Source organism: Streptomyces sp. NPDC001851 (assembly GCF_040297165.1).
GTDB lineage: Bacteria > Actinomycetota > Actinomycetes > Streptomycetales > Streptomycetaceae > Streptomyces.
Map to the genome: position 1 here is coordinate 19,617 of NZ_JBEOYR010000036.1, position 25,598 is coordinate 45,214.

The window sequence follows — 25,598 nt, forward strand, 5'->3', positions numbered from 1 at the left end:
CCGCTCCCGCTCGGCCGCCGGCATGGCCGCAAGGGTTCCGTGACGCGCCTCGGCTCCTCCGCGGTCAGACCTCCCCCACAAGGTCGAGGTCGTCGGGGGACGCCACCGGCATGATCTCCGGCACAGGCCACTTACGGTGCAGCGGCGAGGAGACATCCCGCCACCAGGGGCGTGCAGGCAGGTCGCCGGCGGGCTCGAAGGGCTGGCCCGGCGCGGGAAGGGCGACTGCCTGTCCGGCCGCGCCGGCCGCGGCCAAGGTCCACTCCCCCGGCTCGGCCCAGGGGTGCGGGGCGAGGTTGAAGGTGCCCCAGTGGATCGGCAGCAGCGCGCCGTGCGGCACTCCGCCCTGCAGGTCGAGGTGGGCGCGCAGGCCCTCCTCGGGGGTCATGTGGATGTCGGGCCAGAACTCGCTGTACGCGCCGATCTGGATCATCGTGGCGTCGAACGGCCCGTGGGCCGCGCCGATGTCCTTGAAGCCGTCGAAGTAGCCCGTGTCACCGCTGTGGAAGATGCGGTGCTCCTCGCCCGCGACGGTCCAGGACGCCCACAGGGTGTGCTGGGTGTTGCGCAGACCGCGGCCGCAGAAGTGGCGGGCCGGGGTGGCGGTGAGGGTGAGCCCGCCGACCCGGGTCGACTCGTGCCAGTCCAGCTCGCGCAGCCGGTCCGGGGAGACACCCCAGTGTTCGAGGTGGGCGCCGACACCGAGCGGCACGGCGAACAGGGTGTCCGTGCCCGCCAGCGCCTTGATCGTGGGCAGGTCCAGATGGTCGTAGTGGTCGTGCGAGATGACGACCACGTCGACCTGCCCGAGCGCGGCCAGCGGCAGCGGCACGGGGTGCAGCCGCCTGGGTCCGGCGAAGGGCAGCGGGGAGCAGCGCTCACCCCAGACGGGGTCGAACAGCACACGGTGGCCGTCGATCTCCGCGAGGACGCTGGAGTGACCCATCCAGGTCAGCCGCAGTCGGGTGGCGGGCGGTCTGGCCAGGTCGGCGAAGGTCGTGGGATGCACCGGGACGGTGCCCTTCGGGGCGCGCAGGGGGCGGGTGTCCTTGTCCAGGAACACCTTGGCGATGTCCCGCGTGGAACCGGAGGGCCGAGTGCGTGCCGTACCGCCCGGGTTCTGGAAGACGCCGTCCTTGAAGTGGGGGGAGCGGCGGATGCGTGCCAGGCGCTCACCACCCGGGTCCGCGCCGAAGGCCGCCGGCCGCAGCGTGCGGAGCCCGGAGCTCAAGGAACGCGATCCGGTCACGGTACCTCCCGGTGGAGTGGGTGAGGCCCCCCATTATGGTCGGCCCCTCCGACAGCCCGGGACCGTCGGGGCGCCGGCACGGCCCCGGCACGCGCCACCGACCCTGCGTTCAGCACATTGACAGGGCGCGGACCGCCTCTGAATACTGACTCGTCATTCAGTAGAGAGAGGTGGATCCCGGCGGCGCGACGGCCGCGGCCCCGGCACGCGCGCGGGCCGCCCCGCCACACCGGCGCGCGCCCGCACCGAGGCCCTTGACCGGCCCGGTCCCCCGTCTGAAGCACCGTCCCCGAGGAGACGCGATGACCGCACCCGCTCCCCTGCTGTCGCTCGTCTGGACCGACCATGTCACCGGCCGCCGGGGCTTCCTGGTCGTGGACCGGCTGGTGCGCGGCGTGGCCAGCGGCGGGCTGCGGATGCGCCCCGGCTGCACCCTGGAGGAGGTGGCGGGGCTCGCCCGCGGCATGACGATGAAGGAGGCCCTGCACTACGACCCCGAGGCCCGCTACATCCCCCTCGGCGGCGCCAAGGGCGGCATCGACTGCGATCCGCGGGACCCGCAGGCGTACGGGCTCCTCGTCCGCTATCTGCGCGCCATGCGGCCGTACGTCGAGAGCTTGTGGACCACCGGCGAGGACCTGGGCCTCAGCCAGGACCTGGTCGACCGCGCGGCCGCCGAGGCGGGCCTGGTCTCCTCCATCCAGGCGGTGTATCCACTGCTGGACGACGCGGCGAGGGCCCGCAAGCGGCTCGCGGACGCCTTCGCCGTCGAGGTGGACGGCATCGGCCTGGACGAGCTGGCCGGCGGCTGCGGGGTCGCCGAGTCGGTGCTCGCGGCGCTGGACCGGGCGGCCGTGCCGTACGCCGGCACCCGGGTGGCCGTACAGGGGCTCGGCACGATGGGCGGGGCCACGGCGCGGTTCCTCGCGCGGGCGGGGCTCACGGTGGTGGCGGTCGCCGACGTCAAGGGCACCATCGCCAATCCGGCGGGGCTCGACGTGGAGGCGCTGCTGGCCGCGCGGGACGGTTACGGCACCGTCGACCGCGGTGTGCTGCGCCCCGGCGACCGTGAACTGTCCGGCGACGCCTGGCTGTCCGCCGATGCGGAGGTGCTCGTGCCGGCGGCCGTGTCGTACGCGATCGACACCGGCAACCAGGAAGGGATCCGCGCCCGCTGGATCGTGGAGGCCGCCAACATGCCCGTGCTGCCGGAGGCGGAGGAGCTGCTCGCGGCGCGCGGGGTGACCGTGCTGCCGGACGTCGTGGTCAACTCCGGTACGAACGCCTGGTGGTGGTGGACCCTGTTCGGCGACATCGGCCCCGACGCCGACGAGGCCTTCGCGCACATCCGGCGCTCCATGCACGCCCTGGTCGGGCTGGTGCTCGACCGTGCGGACGCGGACGGTACGACCCCGCGCGCGGCGGCCCACGCCCTGGTGACCGACCGGCTGCCGGTGATCGCGGACCGCTTCGGGTGGTACCGGTGACGGACCCGGCAGCCGAAGGTGCCGCAACCCCCGCTCGGCCCCCCGCGCTCGCCCCCCACTAGGGTGAGCGGGTGGCGAGAGTGCGGTTGAGCGTGGCCGAGCGGCAGGAGGAGTTGCTGCGGGCGGCCATCGGGCAGATCGAGGCGCGGGGCGTGGCGGCGGTCAGGATCGCCGACGTGGCCGCGGCGCTCGGGGTGAGCAACGCGCTGGTGCTGTACCACTTCTCGACGAAGGAGAAGCTGGTCGCGGCCGCGTTCGCCTACGCGGCGGAGGACGATCTCGCGCATCTGCGCAAGCTGCTGGGACGGCGGACGTCCGCGCTGCGCCGGCTGCGGGCCGCGGTGCGCTGGTACGCGCCGACCGGGCAGGCCAAGGGCTGGCGGCTGTGGATCGAGGGCTGGGCGGTGGCCCTGCGCGAGCCGGCGCTGCGGGAGGTCACCCGGGACCTCGACAAGCGGTGGAAGGCGGCGATCGCCGACGTCATCGCCGAGGGCGTGGCCGCCGGCGAGTTCGCCTGCGCCGACCCGGCCGGTGCCGCGCTGCGACTGACCGCGCTGCTGGACGGGCTGGCCGTGCAGCTGACCTCGTACCCCGGAGCGGTGCCGCGGACACGGGCGCAGGAATGGGCCGACGACGCGCTGGCCCGTGAACTGGGCCTGGAACGCGAGGCGTTGACCCAACGCTAGGTTTTTTTCCTCGTATCGGACCGGCCGTACCGGGCGGGGCCCCGCCGGCGGACACCGGCCGGCCGGACACCGGCGATGCCCCGCGCCGCGGGTAGGGGCGGTGCGGGGCATCGCCGGTGCCGGTCAGGCCACCGAGGTGATGCGCAGCTTGATGTCGTCCGGGGACAGGGTGCCCTTCGCGGTGACATGGTCGCCGGAGGACTCGCCGCGCAGGCGGCGGCCGATCCACGGGACCAGGTACTCACGGGCCCACTGGACGTCGTCGCGGCGGATGTCCAGCGTGCCCCGGGGCGGCTGCGGCGGCCACGGCTGCTCCGGGTCGGCCGGGATCTCCAGGCCGAGGACCTGGCCGGCGCGCAGCGCCACGCGCGTGTGCCCCTCGGGCGACAGGTGCAGCCGGTCGCTGTCCCACGCCCTGCGGTCCTGCACGGACTTCAGGGACCACAGGTCGAGCACGGGACAGCCGTACCGGTCGGCGATGGCCCGGACGTGCCCGTTGTACGTGGCGATCTTGCCGCGCAGATGCTTCAGCACGGGAACACCACGGGTGTCGAAGCCGGTCGTCACCATCACCGTGCCGGCCGCCTCGGTCAGCCGGACCACGGCACGCTCGAAGCGCTCGGCCACCTCGTCCGGGTCGGTGCCGGGGCGGATGATGTCGTTGCCGCCCGCGCAGAAGGAGACCAGGTCCGGAGCGAGTTCGACGGCCTGCGGGAGCTGGTCCTGCACGATCTGGTCGAGCAGTTTCCCGCGGACCGCCAGATTGGTGTACTTGAAGTCGCCCTCGGGCCGCCGGTCGGCGAGCAGTACCGCGAACCGGTCGGCCCAGCCCACATACGCCCCGTCGGGCCCGGGGTCGCCGACGCCCTCGGTGAAGCTGTCCCCCACCGCCACGTACGACCCGATCACTGATTTGGTGTCATTCTTCGAATCGTCTGCCACGTCGGACCATGATTCACCTTCGGATGTGACCTACGCGACCGTAGGGAGGGGTTGACGATCGGTGATATATGACACCCTTAAATGGTTTGCCAACCCGGAATAGCGGCACACCGACGGCCGGACGGCTTCAGACGACGGCGACGCCGTGCTCGCGCAGGTAGCCGACCGGGTCGATGTCGGAGCCGTAGTCGGGGGTCGTACGGATCTCGAAGTGCAGGTGCGGGCCGGTGACGTTGCCGGTGGCGCCCGACAGGCCGACCTGCTGGCCCTCGGTCACGGTCTGCCCGGCCGAGACGGAGAGCCGGGAGAGGTGGCCGTACTGCGCGTAGTGGCCGTCCTCCAGCCTGAGGACGACCTGGTTGCCGTACGCGCCGCCCCAGCCGGCGGAGACGACCGTGCCCGCGGCGACGGCCTTGACCGGGGTGCCGGTCGGTACGACGAAGTCGACGCCCGTGTGGTAGCCGCTGGACCACATGCTGCCGGGCACGTGGTAGCCGGTGCCGATGGCGGCGCCCGTGACCGGGAGGGTGAAGCCGGTGGCGGCGGTCGTGGTCGTGGCGGCGCCGGAGGCCCTGTGCGCCGGGGCCGCCTGGGACGTGGCGGGGTGCGAGTCGGCGGAGGGCCGGCCCGGCGCGGCGGGCTCGGTGCGGGCCGCTGCGGCCCGGTGGCCGAGCGCGAGCTTCAGGCCGGGGTGGATCAGCGACGGGTCGTCGCCGACGGCCGGCCGGTTGTCGGCGTACAGGCGGTGCCAGCCGCCCGCCACGTGCTGTTCGTAGGCGATCCGCGAAAGGCAGTCGCCGGTCTTCACCGTGTAGGTGCGGACGCCGGAATCCCGCTGCGCGGCGGCCTTGTCCACCACGGCGTTCACCGCGGCGGGAGGGGACTGCACGGCCTGTGCGGAAACCGGCCGCGCGGTGGTGGCGGCATGCGCCCCGGTGGTTCCGACGAGCGGGAGGGCCAGGGCGGCGCCACCGGTTCCGGCAACGGCGATCGAGCGGGAAAAGCGCGGGGGCTTGGGGCGTCGGTGCTTGCCCTTACCAGGCATGGCGCATTCCTCTCCGGCGCTGCGAGGGGCACGCTGCTGCCGAACACGGGTCAGGTGTGTGGGACTTCGGACGGCGGCGGGATTCGGCGGTCCGTCCGGATCGGTGGCGAACGTAAGCGAGCAAGACGCGGGGAAACAAGCATCGGGTTCCCGCCGCTCGCCTTTCCGAAGATCGGGTACGGGAATTCACGGTCACCCTCCGTGCATTTCCGCCTCCCGCACCCTTTCGATTTCCCTTTTCCCCGGGGTGATTACGTGGACATGACCTGCGACGCACGGTCACACATATGACGCTCCTCACGCGCACCCGGCTATGAGTCGCCATTCCCCAGCAAGTTGCGATGAAGGGGATTAATTCGGGCGATAGGCCTGGATACGGCGCAGCCGGATAACCGTTGCATCCAGGTCGCCCCTGAGGGCGGGGCGCAGCCCGTGGTGCAGCAGTACGGCACCCCGGTGGACTGCACCCGTTTCGCGGCATTCGTACGATGCCGCCGGGTCGAGTCCGCGCAGACGCAACGCCGGGACGGGCTCGCCGTGGCTCTGCGCCTGGAGCCAGGCGAGGACCACCGTCTCCTCACCCAGGACGTACTGGACGGCGCTGAGACCACCGGCCGGAGGGCGCAGCCGGTACAGGTCGCCGCGCTGGACGACCGGGCGGATCTCCTTGTAGAGATCGACCCACTGCCGGGCCTCGGCCAGCTCCTGATCGGTCCACCCGGTGAGGTCACCGCCGATCCCGAGGACACCCGCCATGGCGCTGACGAAGCGGAATCGCAGGGAGCTGATCCGGCCATTGAGCTGGGTGTTCGGGCTGTCGGTCACCCAGGCGGCCATGATCCGGGCGGGGTGGATCTGGCTGAAGCCGTGCTGGATGGCGAGCCGGTCCAGCGGGTCGGTGTTGTCGGAGGTCCACACCTGGTCGGTGCGGCTCATGACTCCGAGGTCGATCCGGCCGCCGCCGCCCGAGCAGGACTCGAAGGCGACGGAGGGATGGGCGGCGCGCAGCCGGTCCAGCAGGGCGTACAGGGCGCGGACGTGGTCCACCCACAGGCGCTGCGGGTACGGCTCCCCGGGCCAGCCGGCGTCGGTGAAGCAGCGGTTGAAGTCCCACTTCACATAGTCGACCGGCACGGTGGAGAGCAGGGTGTCCAGCTGCTCCCAGAGGTACTCCTGGACGTCCTCGCGGGCGAGGTTGAGGACGAGCTGGTTGCGCAGTTCTGTCCGCTTGCGTCCCGGTTGGTACTGCACCCAGTCGGGGTGTGCGCGGTACAGGTCGCTGTCCGGGTTGACCATCTCGGGCTCGACCCAGATGCCGAACTGCATGCCGAGGCCGTGCACCCGGTCGGCGAGGGGGCCGAGGCCGTGCGGGAAGCGGGCGGGGTTGGGGGTCCAGTCGCCGAGGCCCGCGCGGTCGCTGGTACGGGCGCCGAACCAGCCGTCGTCCACGACGAACAGCTCCACGCCGATCCCGGCGGCCCGGCGGGCGAGCGCGAGCTGCTGTTCCTCGGAGATGTCGAAGGTCGTCGCCTCCCAGGAGTTGAACAGGACCGGCCGGTCATGGCCGGCGTCCGGGATGACGTACGCGCGCTGGTAGGCGTGCCAGGTGCGGCTCGCGCCGCCGAAGCCGCCGTCGCTCCACAGGCCCGCGAAGACCGGGGTGGTGTACGACTCCCCCGGCTGAAGGAGCAACAGGCCCGAGTCGTCGTAGCCGGCGCCGCCGGTGATCTGCACGCGCGCGTCCGGGAGTTGGGCGACCGCGATGCGCCAGGAGCCGGACCAGCCGAGCGCGCAGCCGTAGACCTCGCCGTGCTCCTCGGTGGCGTCGGTGTCCAGCGCGACCCAGGGCAGGTGCTGGTGGCCGGTGTGGCCGCGGCGGCTGCCGATGACCTTCTCGCCGTAGGTGAGCGGGGCGGTGGTGAGGCGCGACTCGGCGGCCCAGCGGCCGTGCAGCTGGGACAGCCGCCAGCCCTCGCGGTCGGGCAGGGTCCAGGTGGCGGCGTCGGCGCGCAGCAGCTCCACGCGCGCGTGTCCGCCGTTCCGCACCGTCACCCGGCGTTCCACGACATCGCCGCGCATCCGGTAGTGCAGGGTGACGGCGAGGCCGTCGTCGTCGAAGCGCAGCCGCAGCTCGTCGCCCTCCGTCCCGACCGCCTCGTACCCCTGGAAGGTCCACTCCGTGCCGCGGCGCTCGGCGGTGCGCACCGACAGGGCGGGGCGGACGAAGCGGGGGCCGCCCTCGACGGGGTACTCCTCGCGGCCGTCGAGCGGGGACTCGAAGGGCCGGTAGCCGGGCAGCGGGTCCTTCGCCAGGGCCTGCGCGTCCGCGAGGGTGATGCGAGGCCCCCAGTGCAGATGGAGCAGTTCGTCCGCGCCGGTGAGATGCAGGGCGTAACTGCTGGTGGGCCCCGACAGGAGCCAGGTACGACCGTCTTCGGAGATGTCCACCACGCTAAAGACCTCACAGGTGCCAACAGATTCGCTCAGGTGCGGACATCATCGGTCCGTGCGAGCGTGCTGACAACGCCTGTGGACAACTCCTTGCCCGAGGAAACCGATGTCGTATGGTCGACAGAGCGCCCGCCGACGAGCCGCGACGGCGGGATCCGAGCGTGAGGAGCCCCCGTGACGCAGCAGGTCCCGTCGACCGAGCCGGAGCTGGCCGGAGTACGCAATTTCCGTGACGTGGGCGGACTGCCGACGGTGGACGGACGGCGGGTGCGGCACGGAGTGCTGTTCCGCAGCGGTCACCTGGCCCACGCGACCGAGGACGACGCGGCCTTCCTCGCCTCCCTGGGCCTGCACACGATCTTCGACTTCCGCAACGCGGCCGACCAGAGGCTGGAGGGCCCGGACGTCGAGCTGCCCGGCGTGCGCAATGTGAACCTGCCGCTGAGCGACCCGGCGGACGGCGCCGAGTTCTGGAAGATGGTCCGCGACGGCGACCTCGACCAGCTGCGTGCGATCCTCGCCGACGGCAAGGGGGCGGCCCGGATGATCGCCTCGTACCGGACGATCGTCAAGGAGCGCACCGCCGAGCACTCCCAGGTCCTGCGCGCGCTCGCCGAGGACAGCGTGCCCGCGCTGATGCACTGTGCGGCGGGCAAGGACCGCGCGGGCATCTCGATAGCCGTGACGCTCCTCGCGCTGGGTGTGGAGCGCGAGGCGATCATCGCCGACTACCTGGAGTCCAACGCCAAGCACCGGCGCTACAAGGTCCGCCGCAGCGGCAGCGCGGAGACCGCGTACACCCCAGAGGTCATGGAGCTGCTGAGCCCGCTCTTCGACGCCCGCGCCGAGTATCTGCAGGCGGCGTTCGAGGCCATCGAGCAGACGTGGGGCGGCGTGGACACCTACCTGGAGCAGGGCCTCGCGCTCACCCCGGCGGCCCGGGACCGGCTGCGCGAGCGCCTGCTGGACTGACCGGACACCGCGGCGCCACGGCCCCGGCCGCGGCGCCCGGACGTACCGCCGGTCGCCGCGTCAGCTCTTCGCGCCCACGGCGAACAGCAGGTAGAGGAACCCGGCCAGGACATGGCCGAGGGCGATGTAGATGATCAGGCGGATCCACAGGGAACGGGGGAACTCCGTCTCCATGTTGCTCATGGCAGCTCTCCGGTCAGCGGGCCCAGGCACAGCGTGGCCGTGGGGCTCTGCAGCAGGGTGTGGACGAACAGCAGCTCCACGCCGTCGTCGTCCTCGGCGGCGAGGCGGTGCGGGGTGAGCGAGTCGAAGTGCGCGCTGTCGCCGGGCGCGAGCAGGTGCGCGGTGTCGCCGAGGCGCAGCCGCAGCCGGCCGCCGAGGACGTAGAGCCACTCCTCGCCGGGGTGGACGCGCACGATGTCGCCCTGCGAGCCGTACGGCACGCGCACGCGCAGGGCCTGCATGCCGCGGCCCGGCGCCCCGGCCTGGACGTACGTCCAGCCGCCGGCCCGGGTCGGCTCCATGTCACCGGCCCGCACGATCGCGTTCCGGTCGGCGACCGTCTCGCCGAGGAGCTCGGAGACCGTCGTACCGTAGACGCGGGCGAGAGCCAGCAGCATCGGCAGCGACGGCTGCCGCCGTCCGGTCTCCAGCCGGGACAGATGGGCCGGCGAGAGCCCGGCGGCGCGGGCCGCGCTCTCCAGGGTGAGGCCGGCGCGCCGGCGCAGTCCGCGCAACTGCGGTGCGACGGCGGGCAGCTCGTCCCCCGGGCCCGCCGAGGGCGCGGCATCTGAGGCGTTCATGCCTCCATTCAGCCCCAGTTTTACCCGTCCGGCAATTTCCTTGCCCCTGAGGCAAAAGAGGCGGGCGCCCTCAGCGGCCCGCCACCGCCTGTTTGATCAGTGTCTTGCCGAAGTCCCACATCAGGCCGCCGCCGCTGTGCGCGTCGTCCATCACGGCGGTGAAGGCGTCCAGGAAGCGGTCGACGTCCGCCTCGTCGATGACCAGCGGCGGGATCAGCTTGATCACCTCCAGGTGGTCGCCGGAGACCTGGGTCAGGATCCGGTGCCGCTGCAGCAGCGGTACGACGACCATCTGCGCGAACAGGCCCTTGCGGGCGGCCTGGAGCATGGCCCAGCGGCTGCGCAGCTTCAGCGAGGACGGCCGGCCGAACTCGATGCCGATCATCAGGCCCCGGCCGCGGACGTCGGCGAGCAGCTCGTACTTCCCGATCAGTGCCGTCAGCCGGGACTTCAGCAGCTCGCCGGTCCTGCGCACACCGGCGACGATCTGCTCGTTCTCCATGACCGACAGAACGGCGAGGCCGCAGGCCATCGCCTGGGCGTTGGACCCGAAGCTCGCCGAGTGGACCAGCACGCGGTCCATGGACGAGTACACCTTCTTGAAGATCCAGTCCTTGCCGAGGGTGGCCCCGACCGGGACATACCCGCCGGACAGGGCCTTGGCCACGCACACCAGGTCGGGTTCGACGCCGTCCTCGTGCTGGTAGGCGTAGAAGTCACCGGTGCGGCCCAGACCGGTCTGCACCTCGTCGGCGATGAGCAGCGCCTTGTGCCGGTGCAGCAGCTCCTGCGCGGCGCGCAGATAGCCGGGCGGCGCCTCGTGCACGCCCTTGCCCTGGATCGGCTCCACGATCAGCGCGGCCACGTCTCCCTTCAGCAACTCCCGCGCCAGGGCGTCGAGATCGCCGAGGGGTACGGCGGTGTCGGGCAGCAGCGGGGCGAAGCCGTCGCGGAATCCGCTCTCGCCGTTGACCGACAGCGAGCCGGTGGTCAGACCGTGGAAGGCATGGTCGCAGTAGAGGACACGGGGCTTTCCGGTGGCGTACCGGGCGAACTTCAGGGCCGTCTCGACGGCCTCCGTGCCGCTGTTGCCGAAGAACACCCGGTCCAGGTGCGGGCTGTGGGCGAGGAGCCGTTCGGCGAGCAGGCCGGGCAGCGGCTGGCAGTCGAAGCGGGTGAGGTCGGCGAGGTCCAGGTCGAGCACGTCGTGCAGCGCCTTGCGGACGACCGGGTGGTGGCGGCCGAGGCCCATCACCCCGAACCCGGCGAGCATGTCCAGGTAGTCGTTGCCGTCCGCGTCGAAGAAGTGGGCGCCCTCGGCCCGTTCGTAGACCTTGTCGAAGCCGATGGTGTGCAGCATGCGCGGCAGCTGCGGGTTCAGGTGCTTCGCGTGCAGCTCATAGCGTTCGGCTCCGCGCTCGGCGAGCAGCGCGCCGAGGTCGAACTCCGTGCTCATTCACTCTCCTTGGCTGGGCCGCCCGCCTTCGTGACGGCCAGGCTCGCGCTGATCCGCCCGGCGATCTCGACGGGCGTGAGACCGATGTCGGCCAGCACCTCGCCGCGCTTGGCATGCGCGAGGAACTGCTCCGGGATGCCGAACCGCCGTACCGGCACATCGACGTCGGCGTCCCCGAGGGCCAGCGCCACGGCCGAGCCGACGCCCGCGGAACGGCTGTTGTCCTCCACCACGGCCACCAGGCGGTGCCCGGCGGCGACCCCCGGCAGCGACGGGTCGACGGGCTTGACCCACCGCGGGTCCACCACCGTGCAGCCGATGCCGCGCGCCTCCAGCAGCTCGGCGGCCTGCAGGCACACCGGGGCCATCACGCCGACCGCCACCAGCAGCACCTCGGGGCGTTCGGCGCGGTGCAGCACGTCCATGCCGCCGACACGGCCGACGGCCGGGATGTCCGGGCCGACCGACTCCTTCGGGAAGCGGACCAGGGTCGGCGCGTCGTCGACGGCGACGGCCTCGCGCAGCTGGGCGCGCAGCTGTCCGGCGTCGCGCGGGGCGGCGATCCTGAGCCCGGGGACGACCTGCAGGACCGACATGTCCCACATGCCGTTGTGGGAGGCCCCGTCGACGCCGGTGACACCGGCCCGGTCCAGGACGAAGGTGACTCCGCAGCGGTGCAGGGCGACGTCCATGAGCAGCTGGTCGAAGGCGCGGTTGAGGAAGGTGGCGTAGACGGCGACGACCGGGTGCAGTCCGCCGGTGGCGAGACCGGCCGCGGAGACGGTCGCGTGCTGTTCGGCGATGCCCACGTCCCACACGCGGTCGGGGAAGCGCTCGGCGAACTTGCCGAGGCCGACCGGGTGCAGCATGGCCGCCGTGATGGCGACGACGTCGTCCCGTTCCTCGCCGATCCGTACGATCTCGTCGCCGAACACGGAGGTCCACGAAGGCCCGCTGGAGGGGATGAGCGGGGCGCAGGTCAGCGGGTCCATCACGCCGACGGTGTGGAAGTGGTCCTCCTCGTGGTTGAGGGCGGGCTCGTAGCCGCGGCCCTTCTCCGTGAGGCAGTGGACCAGGACGGGCCCGTGGAAGCGCTTCGCGCGGCGCAGCGCCGACTCGACCGCGCCGATGTCATGTCCGTCGATCGGGCCGACGTACTTCAGACCCAGGTCCTCGAACATGCCCTGGGGGGCGAAGGCGTCCTTGAAGCCCTTCTTCGCGCCGTGCAGGGACTCGTAGAGGGTGGTGCCGACGACGGGCGTGCGCAGCAGTACGTCCTTGCCCCAGGCGAGGACCTTCTCGTAGCCGTCGGTGGTGCGCAGGGTGGCCAGGTGGTTGGCGAGGCCGCCGATGGTCGGGGCGTAGGAGCGTTCGTTGTCGTTGACGACGATGATCAGCGGCCGGTCCCTGGCGGCCGCGATGTTGTTCAGCGCCTCCCAGGCCATGCCGCCGGTCAGCGCGCCGTCGCCGATGACCGCGACGACATGACCCTTCAACCCCTGCACCTGGTTGGCCTTGGCGAGGCCGTCGGCCCAGCCGAGCGCGGTGGAGGCATGGCTGTTCTCGATGACGTCGTGCTCGGACTCCTCGCGCGAGGGATAGCCGGACAGTCCGCCCTTGCCGCGCAGCTTGGAGAAGTCCTGACGTCCTGTCAGGAGCTTGTGGACATAGGACTGGTGACCGGTGTCCCACAGGATGCGGTCGACCGGCGACTCGAAGACCCGGTGGAGCGCGACCGTCAGCTCCACCACGCCCAGATTGGGCCCGAGATGACCGCCGGTTCTCGACACCGCGTGCACCAGGAACTCACGTATCTCCTCGGTCAGTTCACCGAGTTCCGCCTCGGACAGCGCCTTCAGGTCGCGTGGTCCCCGGATGGTCTCCAGAATGGTCACGCTGGGCCCCCTCTCGGTCCGTGCCGTGCCGTACTCAACTCACGTGGTCTGCGGGGCCCGTCCGCTCGGCGAGCTTCATGGCCTCCTCGATGAGGGTCTCCACGATCTTCGACTCGGGGACGGTCTTGACGACCTCGCCCTTGACGAAGATCTGCCCCTTGCCGTTGCCCGAGGCAACTCCGAGGTCGGCTTCACGAGCCTCTCCGGGACCGTTGACCACACACCCCATCACCGCGACCCTGAGCGGCACTTCCATGCCGTCCAGGCCCGCCGTGACCTCCTCGGCGAGCTTGTAGACGTCGACCTGCGCGCGGCCGCAGGACGGGCAGGAGACGATCTCCAGCCGCCGCTGCCGCAGGCCCAGGGACTCAAGGATCTGGATGCCGACCTTGACCTCCTCCGCGGGCGGCGCGCTCAGGGAGACCCGGATGGTGTCGCCGATGCCCCGGGACAGCAACGCCCCGAAGGCCACGGCCGACTTGATCGTCCCCTGGAACGCGGGACCCGCCTCGGTCACCCCCAGGTGCAGGGGGTAGTCGCAGCTCTCGGCGAGCTGCCGGTACGCCTCGATCATCACGACCGGGTCGTTGTGCTTGACGGAGATCTTGATGTCCCGGAAGCCGTGCTCCTCGAAGAGCGACGCCTCCCACAGGGCCGACTCGACCAGCGCCTCCGGCGTCGCCCTGCCGTACTTCTGCAGCAGCCGCCGGTCCAGCGAACCGGCGTTGACACCGATGCGGACCGGCGTGCCGTGGTCCCTGGCGGCGCGTGCGATCTCCTTCACCTGGTCGTCGAACTTCTTGATGTTGCCCGGGTTCACCCGGACCGCCGCGCAGCCGGCCTCGATGGCCGCGAAGACGTACTTCGGCTGGAAGTGGATGTCCGCGATCACCGGGATCTGCGACTTGCGGGCGATGACGGCGAGGGCGTCCGCGTCGTCCTGCGTGGGGCAGGCGACGCGGACGATCTGGCAGCCGGACGCGGTGAGTTCCGCGATCTGCTGCAGGGTGGCGCCGATGTCCGAGGTGCGGGTCGTGGTCATCGACTGCACCGACACCGGGGCTCCGCCCCCGACCGCCACCGGTCCGACCTGGATCCGCCGCGACTGCCGCCGCGGCGCGACCGGCCGGGCCGGCACCTCGGGAACGCCCAGGGGGACGGCGGTCATCGCGTCACTCCCGGTTCCCGGAGACGGTCTCGCGCATGGCCCGCAGCGACTCCTTCAGGGAGCCCATGGTGGCGAGGACGGCGGTGGGCTCGTAGCCGCAGTGCGCCATGCAGTTGGCGCAGCGCGGGTCCTTGCCGCGGCCGTACTTGTCCCAGTCGGTCTCCTCGACGAGTTCGCGGTACGTCGGCACGTACCCGTCGCTCATCAGGTAGCAGGGGCGCTGCCAGCCGAAGAGCGAGTAGTTCGGGATCGCCCACGCGGTGCACGGGAAGTCGACCTTGCCCTCCAGGAAGTCCAGGAAGAGCGGGGAGTGGTTGAGCCGCCACTTCTTCCGGTTGCCGCCCGCGAAGGCCTTCTTGAACAGTTCGCGGGTCTGCTCCACGCCGAGGAAGTGCTCCTGGTCGGGGGCCTTCTCGTAGGCGTAGGCGGGCGAGATCATCATCTCGTCGACCTTGAGGTCGTCGTTGAGGAAGTTGAGCACCTCGACGATCGTCTGCGGGGTGTCGGTGTTGAAGAAGGTCGAGTTGGTGGTCACCCGGAAGCCACGTCGCTTGGCCTCCTTGATGGCCGCCACCGCTTCGTCGAACACTCCCTCCTTCGCCACGGACTCGTCGTGCCGCTCACGCAGACCGTCGATGTGCACGGCGAAGGCGAAATAGGGAGAGGGCTTGAATTTGTCGATCTTCTTGCGCAGCAGCATCGCGTTGGTGCACAGGAAGACGTATTTCCGCCGGGCCACCAACTGGCGGACGATCTCGTCGATCTGAGGATGCATCAGGGGTTCGCCGCCGGCGATGGAGACCATCGGCGCACCGGACTCCAGCACCGCGCCGACGGCCTGGGCGACCGGCATGCGCTGCTTGAGCACACCCGCCGGGTGCTGGATCTTGCCGCAGCCCTCGCACTTGAGGTTGCAGGCGAAGAGCGGTTCCAGCTCGACGATGAGCGGGAACTTGTCCCGCCTGCGCAGCTTCTGTTCGGCCAGGTAAGTAGCGACCTTGATGGACTGACGCAGCGGCATGGCCATCTGGCTCACCTCCGGGGGAGCAGCAAAGAACGGTGCCATTCGAAAAATGCGGGAAGAACGGATCGAAGAACGCGGAAGGCCGATATTCCACCGCGTAGCGTGCCGATCCGGACGAGTTCATGTTCGGGAGCGTCCACGACCACCCGTACGGCGGCGACCGGACGCTCGCCGACGCGGACGGCGCTCAGCAGGGTGGCCGCCGACTCCATGTCGACCGCGATCGCGCCGGTCGCGAGCAGCTGGGACCGCTCGGGGCCGCGCACGACGTGGTCGGAGCCGGTCAGCGGGCCGGTGTGCACCGTGCGCCCGGGCAGCAGCCGCACGAGTTCCTTGACCAGACGTTCGGTGCCCACGCAGGCCACGCTGCCGCGCGGGTCCCTGGTCTCCTCGGCGACCACCAGGTCCCCGGGGTGCATACCGGGGGCGAGCCCGGCGCAGAAGCCGGTGGCCAGTACGGCGGACTCGGCGAGATGCGGCTCGGACAGGTACCCGGTGACGGACCGTTCCGCCGCCCGGGGCCCCATGCCCGTACGGACGAAGGTGACCGGCCCGCCGGCACCACCGTGGTCGCCGGTGCGCAGGGCGAGGTGCTCGATGCCAAGGGCGCAGGCGATCAGCAGCGGGGCCGGGGCGGGCTGGGTGCTCAACTCAGGCTCACCTGGGCCTCGGACGGCGGTTTCGCGGCGAGGAGGCCTCGCTCGAAGGGGTCGCCGTGCAGGTACCGGCCGAGCGCGGTGAGCGGGAAGACCTGCCGGTACAGGTGGTAGTTGATGGAGAAGTCCCAGGGGAAGCCGGTGCCGGTGAAGTACGGCTCGTCCCAGGTGCCGTCCTCCCGCTGGGTGCCGGCCAGCCACTGGATGCCGCGCTCGACGGCCTTGGAGTCCTTCTCGCCCGCCGCGAGCAGCGCCATCAGCGCCCACGCGGTCTGCGAGGCGGTGGACGCGCCCCGGCCGCTCCATTCCTTGGCGTGCTGGTAGGAGCGCAGGTCCTCGCCCCAGCCGCCGTCGTCGTTCTGGACGCTCTCCAGCCAGGCCACGGCCCGCCGGATCGCCGGGTGGGAGCCGGGCAGTCCGGCCGCGGTCAGCGCGGGGACCACCGAACCGGTGCCGTAGAGGTAGTTGACGCCCCAGCGGCCGAACCACGAGCCGTCCGGCTCCTGTTCGGCGAGCAGCCAGTCGATGCCCCGGCGGGTCCGCGGGTCGTGCGCGAGTCCCTCGGCGGCCAGCATCTCCACCACGTGCGCGGTGACATCCGCCGACGGCGGGTCGATGACCTCGCCGAAGTCGCAGAACGGCAGCCGGTTGGGGAACGGGCTGGTGTTGTCGACGTCGAAGGCGCCCCACGCGCCGTTCTTCGACTGCATCCCGAGACTCCAGCGCACCGCGCGCCCGATGGCGCTGTCCACGCCCTCCGGGTCGTGGTGCCGGACCCGGCGCAGCGCGAGGGCGACCTCGGCGGTGTCGTCGATGTCCGGATAGTTGTCGTTGTGGAACTCGAACGCCCAGCCGCCCGGCGGGAGTTGGGGTCGGCGTACGGCCCAGTCACCGGGCCGGACGATCTCCTCGCCGAGCATCCAGTCGGCCGCCTTGACGAGTTGCGGGTGGTCGGCGGGGAGGCCCGCGTCGATGAGCGCGATGGTGGCGAGGCAGGTGTCCCACACCGGGGACTGGCAGGCCTCGATCATCCGGGCGCCGTCCTCGCGCCACACGGCGAAACGGTCCAGCGAGGCGAGGCCCTCGCGCATCACCGGATGCTCCAGGTCGTAGCCGAGCAGGTGCAGGGCGATGACCGAGTACACGGCCGGGGGCTGGATGCCGCCCCAGCAGCCGTCGTTCTCCTGCCGCTCGATGATCCAGCGGGCGGCGGAGTTCATCGCGGCCCTGCGGAGTCTCTTCGGGGCGACCTTGCGGAACCGGTGCAGCACCTTGTCCAGGCGCTGGAAGGCGCCGTCCCAGCTGGCCACCGGGGCGAGCGGCTTCACCGGACCGGGGTTCGCCGGGTCGGTGTGCAGCTCGTCCAGCGGGAAGGGGGCGGGGCGCACCGGGCGCTTGGCGGAGACGATGGTCAGCGGCACGATGGTCTGCCGGGCCCAGCATCCGAAGTCGTAGATGTTGAGCGGCATCCAGGTGGGGAGCCAGATCAGCTCCGGCGGGAGTTCGGGCAGGTCCTCCCACTTCCACCAGCCGAACAGGGCGAGCCAGATCCGGGTGAAGACCCGGGCGGCGGCGATGCCGCCGCGCTCGCGGATCCAGGCGGACGCCTTCGCCATGTGCGCCTCGTCGGGCGCGTCGCCGGCCAGGCGGAGGGCGACGTAGGCCTCGACGGTGGTGGACAGTTCGCCGGGGCCGCCGTAGAAGGTGGCCCAGGTGCCGTCCGCGCGCTGCTCGCCGCGGATGAACTTCGCGGCGGCGTGCGTGGTGGCCTCGTCGCGGATTCCCAGGAACTGACGGAGCAGCAGGTCCTCGGCGTCCATGGTGACGTTGGTCTCCAGGTCGCCCTTCCACCAGCCCTGGGCGTCCTGCCGCGCGAGCAGGAAGTCGGTGGCACGCCGGGCGGCACGTACGGCGGCTTCGTGTACCCCGGCCGTCTCGGGGGTGGTGAGGGTGGTGTCGCTGGCCGCGGCAGCGCGGGACGGCACTGTCGCCCCGGTGCTTCCGTCGGTCGTCGCTGTCATGGCTTCCCCTTCGTGCAGTCGTGCGAGTCGTGCTGCTGTGGGTCCGCCGTCGGCCGGTGTCCGCACCATCCTGCGGCACCGGCCGGCGACTACGCGAGGTGTGTTGGGCCGATAGGGATCATCTCTTTCGTACGACGACGAAGTCGGCGAGCGCCGTGAAGGAGCCGCGCACCCGCTCGGGCATGTCGACGGCGTCGAGCGCTTCGATGGCGATGGTGTGCTGGCGGCGGGCCTCCCCGGCCGTCCACTCGCGGCCGCCGGCCTCCTCGATGAGGGCCGCGCGGGCCGCGAACTCCTCCTCGGAGAAGTTCTCGAAGTCGCTGCTCTTGGCGTCCGCGGCGAGGATCTCGCCGAGCCGCTCGGAGGCGGCACCGCCGGCCGCGAGCGCGGCGACGACCGGCAGGGACTTCTTGCGCTGGCGCAGGTCGCTCCAGGTCTGCTTGCCGGTGGCCTCCGGGTCGCCCCAGATGCCGAGCAGGTCGTCGACGGCCTGGAAGGCGAGGCCGAGGTGGTAGCCGTACTTCTCCAGCGCGTCGGCGGTGGCGTCGTCCGCGCCGCCGAGGACCGCGCCGATGGAGCTGGACGCGGCGAGCAGCGCGCCGGTCTTGTTGCCCTCCATCTCCAGGCACTCCTCGACACTGACCCGGTCGCGGTGCTCGTAGGAGATGTCCTGCGCCTGACCGTCGATGAGGGCGCGGGTGGCGGTGGTCAGCCGGCGGGTGGCGCGGCCGGCCTCGACCGTGCCGAGCTCCAGCAGCACCTCGTTGGCGAGGGCGAACAGTGCGTCGCCGACCAGGATGGCCTGGGCGGGGCCGTGCACCTTCCAGACGGTGTCGCGGTGCCGGCGCTGCTCGTCGCCGTCCATCAGGTCGTCGTGCAGCAGCGAGAAGTTGTGGACGAGTTCGACGGCCACGGCACCCGGGACGCCCACCTCGGGCGCGGCGCCGGTGACCTCGGCGGAGAGCACTGCGAGAGCGGGACGCACGGCCTTGCCGCCGTCGCCGTCGGCCGGGTTGCCGGCGGCGTCGATCCAGCCGAAGTGGTAGGCGGCGACGGTGTCCATGGGAGACGCCAGCCGGTCGACGGCCGCACGCAGGACCGGAGTGGCCAGGGTCCGGCCGCGCTCCAGCAGCGCGGTCACGTCCACCGCGGCCCGTGGGGCGGGCGTCGAGGCCGGGGGCACAGTGGGCACAGTCTCTCCTCTTGTTGCGGTACCGGGGGTGCGGGGGCCTGCCGCGGGCTCCTGATCGAGCGTCACGCCGCCTCCTCGAACTCGAAGAGGTGGCGGGGGCGGGGCCGGCCCAGGGCGCTGAGGGCGGCGTCCGCCGCGCTCACTCCACTGCGAACCGCACTCTCCATGGTTGCGGGCCACCCGGTGGCGGTCCACGCTCCGGCCAGGTACAGGCCGGGTGCCTTGGTACGGGCGCCGGGCCGAAGGCGCCCGACGCCGGGGGCGGGCGCGAACGTGGCCGTGCGCTCCCGGGTCACGAAGAAATCCTTCACCACGGCGCCGCGGGTACCCGGGATCAGCCGTTCCAGCTCGGGCAGGTAGCGCTCGCGCAGGTCCGCGACCGGCAGATCGATCTCGCCGTGCGCGGCCGACTGGGACAGCGCGAGGTACTGCCCCCCGTCCAGGCCGGAGGCGCCGGTCCGGTCGAAGACCCACTGCACCGGGGTGCCGAGGGCCGCGAAGAACGGGCGCGCGAGCACCTTGCGGTCGTAGACGACATGGACGTTCAGGATCGGCGCGGTGCCGATCCGCAGCAGCTGTCCGGGGGCGTCCAGGGCGCCGGGCGGCAACAGGTCGTGGGTCTCGCGCTGGGGTACGGCGAGGACGACGACGTCGGTTTCGATGCGCTCGCCGGGAACCTGAACGCTCCACGTGCCGTTTTCGTTGGTAGAGACGGAGGTGACGCGTGTACGGACCTCGGTACGGACGCCCGCGGAGTCGAGCGCCTTGCGGGCCAGCCGGTCGTGCAGTTCGCCCAGCGGGACGCGGGCCCAGCCGATGTCGGCCGCGCCCGGGTCGGACAGCAGACCGGTCTTGAACACCATCGCGGCGAGCCCCAGCGAGGCGTCGCCCGCGACCGCGTTGAGGGTGGCGACCCCGACCAGGTCCCACAGGGCCTCGACGGCACGCGCCGACTGGCCGTGCGCGGCCAGCCAGCTGCCGAAGTCCTGGGTGTCCAGGGCCGGATCGGCGAGGTCGAGCCCCTTCAGCGCGAGCGCGGCCCGCCCGACCGCGGCGCGCTCGGCGAGCGAGAGGTGCGGATAGGCGGCCAGGCTGCGCCCCAGATGGAGGGGGACGGGCAGCGGGTCGCGCCGCAGCCGGCCGAGCCGTCTGCCCTCGGGCTTGGTGACGTCGACGACGGGCACGTCCAGGCGGTCCTGCAGGGGTGCCAGCGCGGAGCCCTGGATCCGGTCGAGGAACCAGCGGTAGGCGGTGCAGCAGCGCAGGTAGACGTGCTGGCCGTTGTCGACGGTCAGTTCGCCGCGCTGGAAGGAGAAGGCGAGGCCGCCCAGCCTGGGCCTGCCTTCGAGCAGGGTGACGCGGACGCCCGCGTCGGCGAGCGCGAGCGCCGTGGTGATCCCGGCGAGCCCGCCACCGACCACGACGGCGCGGCGGCCTGCGGCGCCGTCCGCCTGCGCGGGGCGGGAGCCGTCACTCATGGTGCGTCCTTCCGTGCGAGCGCTCCGCGGGGGTGCCGTGACAGGCCGACGGTCGTCCGCGGGTCCCTCGCGGCCGGTCGCGCAGTGGCCCGCGCCCCTTCGGGGCGCTGCCCCGGGCGGACCGTGCACGCCGGGCCGTCGCAGTCAGGGACGCCACCTCGCCGCCGAGGGTTGCCTGGGGCGTGTCCCCTGGTTCGGTGAGGTCCATCAGGCGCGCCTCCTGACGGACCGCGGGGAGACATGGCGGGTGACATGACGGGTGTCGAGGCCGGACAGGCCGCGCACGGCGACGTAGGCCTTCTCGCGTCCGGGCAGTGAGACCCGGCCGCGCAGCACGGCCTCGGGGTCGCGCTCGATGCGGTCCAGCAGCCGGCGGTAGATGCCGGCCATGGCGGCGACGCACGCGCCGCTGCGCCGGTCGAGCATGGGCAGCAGCCGGTAGCCCTCGGCGAAAAGGGCGCGGGCCCGCCGTACTTCGAAGTGCACGAGGCCCGCGAAGTCGGAGCCCTCCGGTGGCGTCGGCCCGTCGAACCCGGCGGAGCAGCCGAACTTGGCGAGGTCGTCGGCGGGCAGATAGGTACGGCCGCCGGCCGCGTCCTCGCGGACGTCCCTGAGGATGTTGGTCAGCTGCAGGGCGAGGCCGAGGGTGTCGGCGTACTCGGATGCGCGCTCGGCGCCGCGCGCGCCCGGGTCGGTGCCGAACACGCCGAGCGAGAGGCGGCCGATGGCACCGGCGACACACCGGCAGTAGACCTTCAGGTCGTCCCAGGTCTCGTAGGCCTCGCCGCGCACGTCCATCTGGACGCCGTCGATCAGCTCGTCGAGGCCGCCGAGCGGGATCGGGAAAGCGCGTGCCGCATGGGCGAGGGCGACGGCGACCGGGTCGGTGTCGTCCTCCTCCACCTCGTCCTCCCGCACGCGGGCGAGCAGCGCCCTGGTGTCCTCCAGCCGCTTCAGCTTCACCTCGCCGGCCAGGTCGCCGTCGCCGATGTCGTCCACGCGCCGGGAGAACGCGTACAGCGCCGACATGGCGCGGCGCTTGGGCGTGGGCAGCAACCGGATGCCGTAGGCGAAGTTGCGGGCCTGCTGCCCGGTGACGGTCTCGCAGTAGCTGTAGGCGGCGAGTACCGGTGCGGACACGTGCGACGGAGAATCCACGGTCCGGATCACCCCTCTCCTCGCAGGATCACGCCCGCCTCACGCAGCAACTGGACCTTGCCGGGTCGGGGCGGGCCGGGAAGTACGTCGTATTCGGCGGCGGCGATCGCGCGGATCGCCGCTCTTCCCCCCGCCACGAACCCTGCGAGCAGCAGCTTGAGCCTGCCGTGGACGCTACCCACCAGGGGGGCGCCTTCATTCAGCAGATCGCCGGCGCGTTGCGCTTCGTATGCAACCAGGGCGCGCACCGATGCGCCCGCGGATTTCGCGTCAAGATCCGTTTCCTGGACGTGAAAGCGCTTCATGTCCGCGGCCGGGAGGTAGATCCGGTCGCGGCCGAGGTCTTCCGCGACGTCCTGGAGGTGTTCCACGATCTGCAGCGCGGTGCAGATCGCGTCGGACAGCCGGATCCGCTCGGGGGTCGCGGTGCCGGTGACCGCGAGGACGAGGCGGCCGACGGGATTGGCGGACAGTTCGCAGTAGGCGAGGAGGTCGTCGTAGGTCTCGTACCGGGTGACGAGCTGGTCCTGGCGGTTGGCGGCGATCAGCCCGAGGAAGGGCTCGGGGGTGAGGGAGCGGCGGCGGACGGTGGGCTGCAGGCGGCGCAGCAGCGGATGGCGCGGGGTGCCGTCGAAGACGCGGCGCAGATCGGCCTCGAACGCGTCGAGGAGGACCAGGCGGTCCTCGGCCTCGGCGGGCGGCACGCCGAGCACCCGGGCGTCGGCCCCGCCCGGGGCGAGGTCGCCGTCGCCGATGTCGTCGACCAGACGGGCGAAGCCGTAGACCGCCATGAGGTCGTCGCGCCACGCCCGGGGCAGGAAGAAGGGAGCCACGGGAAAGTTCTCGCTCGCGGCCTTGTCCAGGGTGGCGCGCTCCAGATCCGGCACCGCCTCGGCGGCCGTCATCGGGCGCTGCCCGCGGCGGGGACGGCACATGCTGCGTTGAGCTGGGGAGTTTCCGTAGCCATTGCCGTCACATCTCCCGTTCTACACTGCCGACCCAATACACACTATTTCGGACACGCCGCCCGGCAATTCGCGGGTCTCCCTGGCGAAGGGTGTCGCGCATTATCGCCCCACTTGCCGCTTTCCGGCACTGGTACAGCTTACGTTGTACAACGCAGCGCGGTCCGTCGGGGTGTCCCGCGCATCACAACAACACACCGATTGGTTCCAAGATTCCTTGCGCTGGCCGGAGTTGACGGTTCCTTTACGCGCGCGGGGCCCCGCCGGACGTCCGGCGGGGCCCCGCGCCGAAACAGGCTACTTGCCCGTGAACTTCTCGTACTCCTTCAAAACCTCTTCGGTCGGTCCGTCCATACGCAGCTCACCGCGCTCCAGCCACAGGACGCGGTTGCAGGTGTCGCGGATGGACTTGTTGTTGTGACTGACCAGAAACACCGTTCCGGCCTCCTTGCGCAGTTCCCGGATGCGTTCCTCGGAGCGCTTCTGGAACTTGCGGTCACCGGTGGCGAGCGCCTCGTCGATCATGAGGACGTCGTGGTCCTTCGCGGCGGCGATGGAGAACCGCAGCCGGGCCGCCATACCGGAGGAGTACGTGCGCATCGGCAGGGTGATGAAATCGCCCTTCTCGTTGATGCCCGAGAAGTCGACGATGTCCTGGTAGCGCTCCTTGATCTGCTCCCGGGACATCCCCATCGCGAGACCGCCCAGGATGACGTTGCGCTCGCCGGTCAGGTCGTTCATCAGGGCCGCGTTGACACCGAGCAGCGAGGGCTGGCCGTCGGTGTACACCTTGCCCTTCTCGGCGGGCAGCAGGCCGGCGATGGCGCGCAGCAGCGTGGACTTGCCGGAGCCGTTGGAGCCGATCAGGCCGATGGCCTCGCCGCGGTAGGCGACGAAGGACACCCCGCGCACGGCGTGCACCTTGCGCACACCCCGTGCCGCGTCGTCGGAGCCTCGCTTCAGGATCCGGCTGAGGGCGGCCGTCGCGCTGCCCTTGCCGGTCTTGGCGCCGTTGACGCGGTAGACGATGTGCAGGTCGTCCGCGATGACCGTCGGGCGGCGCTCCTCGCGGGCCGGGTCGTTGTGCTCAGCCACGTCCGTACCTCTCCTCCGCCTTCCAGAAGTACACGAAGCCGCCGGCGAAGACGGCCACGGCCCAGAACAGGGCGATGGCCCAGACGTGCGGCGGCAGGTTGGCGGCGCCGTAGCCGTCGATCAGCGCGTAGCGCATCAGGTCCATGTAGACCGCGGCCGGGTTGGCCTGGAGCAGCCGGACCGCGATCTCGGAGCGGCCCTCCATCACCTTGTGGAGGGAGAACATGACACCCGAGGTGTACATCCAGGTGCGCAGGACGAACGGCATCAGCTGGGCGAGGTCCGGCGTCTTGGCGCCCATCCGGGCCACGATCAGCGCGAGCCCGGTGTTGAACAGGAACTGCAGCAGCAGCACCGGCACGATCAGCAGCCAGGCGGGGCTCGGGTAGCTGCCGAAGCCGATCGCCACGACGAACATCACGATCATCGAGAACAGCAGCTGCTGGAGCTGCTGCAGCGAGAAGGAGACGGGCAGCGAGGCGCGCGGGAAGTGCAGGGCGCGCACCAGGCCCAGGTTGCCGGAGATCGCCCGGACTCCGGACATGACCGAGCTCTGCGTGAAGGTGAACACGAACACGCCCGTCACCAGGAACGGGATGTACACGTTCTGGGGCAGGCCACGGCTCGCGTGCAGGATCACGCCGAAGATGAAGTAGTACACGCCCGCGTTGAGCAGCGGTGTCGCGACCTGCCACAGCTGGCCGAGCTTGGCCTGGCTGTACTGGGCCGTCAGTTTCGCCTGGGAGAAGGCGAGGATGAAGTGGCGCCGCCCCCACAGCTGGCGGACGTACTCGGCCAGCGAGGGACGGGCGCCGCTCACGGCGAGCCCGTACCTGGCGGCGAGCTGCGCCGCCGTCAGCCCCTCGTCGGGCGGCGGTATCGCGCTCACCGCGACACCGCCGTCATGCGTTGTGTGACTCACGAGTGGAAATCCGGAACTCTCTCAGTAAGAAGCTTGCTCTCTTCGGGTAAGAGAAGCTTCTCAGATCACCGGGGGCCGGCCCAGCCGGGTCAGCCGCCACACGGTGCGCCAGCGCATGGGACGGCGCGGTCCGCAGGGCGTGGTCCAGCCTTCCCGGAATCCGCCGAACCACGCCTTCAGGGCCGGCCGGGAGGGACGGCGCAGCAGCGTGAGCAGCAGCCAGACGCCGAGGTAGACGGGGACCAGGAGCGCGGGGAGGTTGCGGCGGGCCAGCCACACGCGGTTGCGGGCGACCATGCGGTGGTAGACCGCGTGCCGCGAGGGCGCGGTCGTCGGGTGGTACAGCACCATGTCGGAGCGGTAGTCGATCATCCAGCCGGCGTCCAGGGCCCGCCAGGCCAGGTCGGTCTCCTCGTGGGCGTAGAAGAACTCGTCCGGCAGGCCGCCGACCTCGGCGAAGACCCGGGTGCGCACGGCGTTGGCACCGCCGAGGAACGTGGTGACCCGGGAGGAGCGCATCGGGTCGGAGGCGCGCAGCCGGGGCACGTGCCGGCGCTGGGTCGCGCCGGTCTCGGGGTCGGCGATGCGGAAGCTGATGATGCCGAGCTCCGGGTCGGCCGCGAACGCCTCGCGGCACAGCTCGGCGGTGTCGTGGCGGGCGAGCAGGCCGTCGTCGTCGAGGAAGAGCAATATGTCGACATCGCGCCCGCCGGGGCCGAAGGCCTCTATGCCGACGTTGCGGCCGCCGGGGATGCCCAGGTTCTCGGGCAGCTCTATCGTGCGTACGCCCTCGGGCACGTCCGGGACGGGCGAGCCGTTGCCGACGACGACCACCTCGACGGTGTCACCGTCCTGCTTGGCGACCGAGTCGAGCAGGGCCCGCAGCTCCTCGGGCCGGTTGCCCATGGTGATGATGACGGCGCCGACACGCAT

Annotated in this window: 22 protein-coding genes; 3 read left to right on the forward strand and 19 right to left on the reverse strand. The window is 71.5% G+C overall.

Going from position 1 to position 25,598, the window contains the following annotated elements; translation table 11 throughout:
- Positions 1-64: 64 nt before the first annotated feature.
- The gene (locus tag ABT171_RS36725) at positions 65-1,249 is read right to left on the reverse strand and encodes an MBL fold metallo-hydrolase (protein WP_351250751.1); all 1,185 of its coding nucleotides are present in this window, start codon (positions 1,247-1,249) and stop codon (positions 65-67) included.
- A 302-nt stretch (positions 1,250-1,551) separates the two neighbouring features.
- On the opposite strand from ABT171_RS36725, the gene ABT171_RS36730 reads away from it, so the two are divergent.
- Positions 1,552-2,736 (forward strand): glutamate dehydrogenase, encoded by a 1,185-nt coding sequence (locus ABT171_RS36730; RefSeq protein ID WP_351250752.1) that lies wholly within the window; start codon positions 1,552-1,554, stop codon positions 2,734-2,736.
- A gap of 71 nt (positions 2,737-2,807) precedes the next feature.
- A complete protein-coding gene (locus tag ABT171_RS36735) occupies positions 2,808-3,422 on the forward strand; it encodes a TetR/AcrR family transcriptional regulator (protein WP_351250753.1) in 615 nt (204 codons plus the stop codon).
- Positions 3,423-3,545: 123 nt separating this feature from the next.
- On the opposite strand, the gene ABT171_RS36740 is transcribed toward ABT171_RS36735, so the two are convergent.
- From ABT171_RS36740 to ABT171_RS36750, 3 genes are all read right to left on the reverse strand, one after another.
- Positions 3,546-4,331, reverse strand: coding sequence for an SGNH/GDSL hydrolase family protein (locus ABT171_RS36740; protein WP_351250804.1), 786 nt, complete (start codon positions 4,329-4,331; stop codon positions 3,546-3,548).
- Between the two features lie 160 nt (positions 4,332-4,491).
- Positions 4,492-5,409, reverse strand: a complete 918-nt coding sequence (locus tag ABT171_RS36745) for a M23 family metallopeptidase (RefSeq protein ID WP_351250754.1) — start codon at positions 5,407-5,409, stop codon at positions 4,492-4,494.
- Positions 5,410-5,760: 351 nt separating this feature from the next.
- The gene (locus ABT171_RS36750; protein ID WP_351250755.1) at positions 5,761-7,860 is read right to left on the reverse strand and encodes an alpha-galactosidase; all 2,100 of its coding nucleotides are present in this window, start codon (positions 7,858-7,860) and stop codon (positions 5,761-5,763) included.
- 174 nt (positions 7,861-8,034) lie between these two features.
- Between ABT171_RS36750 and ABT171_RS36755 the strand changes: the two genes are divergently transcribed.
- The gene (locus ABT171_RS36755) at positions 8,035-8,832 is read left to right on the forward strand and encodes a tyrosine-protein phosphatase (RefSeq protein ID WP_351250756.1); all 798 of its coding nucleotides are present in this window, start codon (positions 8,035-8,037) and stop codon (positions 8,830-8,832) included.
- A 60-nt stretch (positions 8,833-8,892) separates the two neighbouring features.
- On the opposite strand, the gene ABT171_RS36760 is transcribed toward ABT171_RS36755, so the two are convergent.
- The 15 genes from ABT171_RS36760 to ABT171_RS36830 form a co-directional block, all read right to left on the reverse strand.
- Entirely contained in the window at positions 8,893-9,015 is a 123-nt protein-coding gene (locus ABT171_RS36760; RefSeq protein ID WP_351250757.1) for a DUF6126 family protein, read from the reverse strand.
- Positions 9,012-9,635: a helix-turn-helix domain-containing protein gene (locus tag ABT171_RS36765; RefSeq protein WP_351250758.1), complete on the reverse strand. Its 624-nt coding sequence runs from the start codon at positions 9,633-9,635 to the stop codon at positions 9,012-9,014. The genes ABT171_RS36760 and ABT171_RS36765 overlap by 4 nt, the downstream gene beginning before the upstream one ends.
- A gap of 70 nt (positions 9,636-9,705) precedes the next feature.
- On the reverse strand, positions 9,706-11,091 hold the full coding sequence (locus ABT171_RS36770) for an aspartate aminotransferase family protein (RefSeq protein WP_351250759.1): 1,386 nt from the start codon (positions 11,089-11,091) through the stop codon (positions 9,706-9,708).
- Positions 11,088-12,986 carry a 1-deoxy-D-xylulose-5-phosphate synthase gene (gene dxs / locus ABT171_RS36775; RefSeq protein WP_351250760.1) on the reverse strand — a complete coding sequence of 633 codons (1,899 nt, stop codon included), beginning with the start codon at positions 12,984-12,986 and terminating at the stop codon, positions 11,088-11,090. The genes ABT171_RS36770 and dxs overlap by 4 nt, the downstream gene beginning before the upstream one ends.
- A 34-nt stretch (positions 12,987-13,020) precedes the next feature.
- A complete protein-coding gene (ispG, locus tag ABT171_RS36780; RefSeq protein ID WP_351250761.1) occupies positions 13,021-14,154 on the reverse strand; it encodes a flavodoxin-dependent (E)-4-hydroxy-3-methylbut-2-enyl-diphosphate synthase in 1,134 nt (377 codons plus the stop codon).
- A 4-nt stretch (positions 14,155-14,158) separates the two neighbouring features.
- On the reverse strand, positions 14,159-15,181 hold the full coding sequence (gene hpnH / locus ABT171_RS36785; RefSeq protein ID WP_351250762.1) for an adenosyl-hopene transferase HpnH: 1,023 nt from the start codon (positions 15,179-15,181) through the stop codon (positions 14,159-14,161).
- A gap of 5 nt (positions 15,182-15,186) precedes the next feature.
- Positions 15,187-15,828 carry a phosphorylase family protein gene (locus ABT171_RS36790; protein ID WP_351250763.1) on the reverse strand — a complete coding sequence of 214 codons (642 nt, stop codon included), beginning with the start codon at positions 15,826-15,828 and terminating at the stop codon, positions 15,187-15,189.
- Positions 15,825-17,855: a squalene--hopene cyclase gene (gene shc / locus ABT171_RS36795; protein ID WP_351250764.1), complete on the reverse strand. Its 2,031-nt coding sequence runs from the start codon at positions 17,853-17,855 to the stop codon at positions 15,825-15,827. Before shc ends, ABT171_RS36790 begins: the two co-directional genes overlap by 4 nt.
- A gap of 118 nt (positions 17,856-17,973) precedes the next feature.
- The gene (locus ABT171_RS36800; protein WP_351250805.1) at positions 17,974-19,038 is read right to left on the reverse strand and encodes a polyprenyl synthetase family protein; all 1,065 of its coding nucleotides are present in this window, start codon (positions 19,036-19,038) and stop codon (positions 17,974-17,976) included.
- A gap of 71 nt (positions 19,039-19,109) precedes the next feature.
- Complete coding sequence (gene hpnE, locus ABT171_RS36805; RefSeq protein ID WP_351250765.1) at positions 19,110-20,525, reverse strand: hydroxysqualene dehydroxylase HpnE; 1,416 nt, start codon at positions 20,523-20,525, stop codon at positions 19,110-19,112.
- A gap of 207 nt (positions 20,526-20,732) precedes the next feature.
- A complete protein-coding gene (gene hpnD, locus ABT171_RS36810; RefSeq protein WP_351250766.1) occupies positions 20,733-21,695 on the reverse strand; it encodes a presqualene diphosphate synthase HpnD in 963 nt (320 codons plus the stop codon).
- Positions 21,692-22,588, reverse strand: a complete 897-nt coding sequence (hpnC, locus tag ABT171_RS36815) for a squalene synthase HpnC (protein WP_351250767.1) — start codon at positions 22,586-22,588, stop codon at positions 21,692-21,694. The genes hpnD and hpnC overlap by 4 nt, the downstream gene beginning before the upstream one ends.
- A gap of 357 nt (positions 22,589-22,945) precedes the next feature.
- Complete coding sequence (locus ABT171_RS36820) at positions 22,946-23,743, reverse strand: ABC transporter ATP-binding protein (protein WP_351250768.1); 798 nt, start codon at positions 23,741-23,743, stop codon at positions 22,946-22,948.
- Complete coding sequence (locus ABT171_RS36825) at positions 23,736-24,665, reverse strand: ABC transporter permease (protein ID WP_351250769.1); 930 nt, start codon at positions 24,663-24,665, stop codon at positions 23,736-23,738. The genes ABT171_RS36820 and ABT171_RS36825 overlap by 8 nt, the downstream gene beginning before the upstream one ends.
- A 60-nt stretch (positions 24,666-24,725) precedes the next feature.
- On the reverse strand, positions 24,726-25,598 hold the full coding sequence (locus ABT171_RS36830) for a glycosyltransferase family 2 protein (RefSeq protein WP_351250770.1): 873 nt from the start codon (positions 25,596-25,598) through the stop codon (positions 24,726-24,728).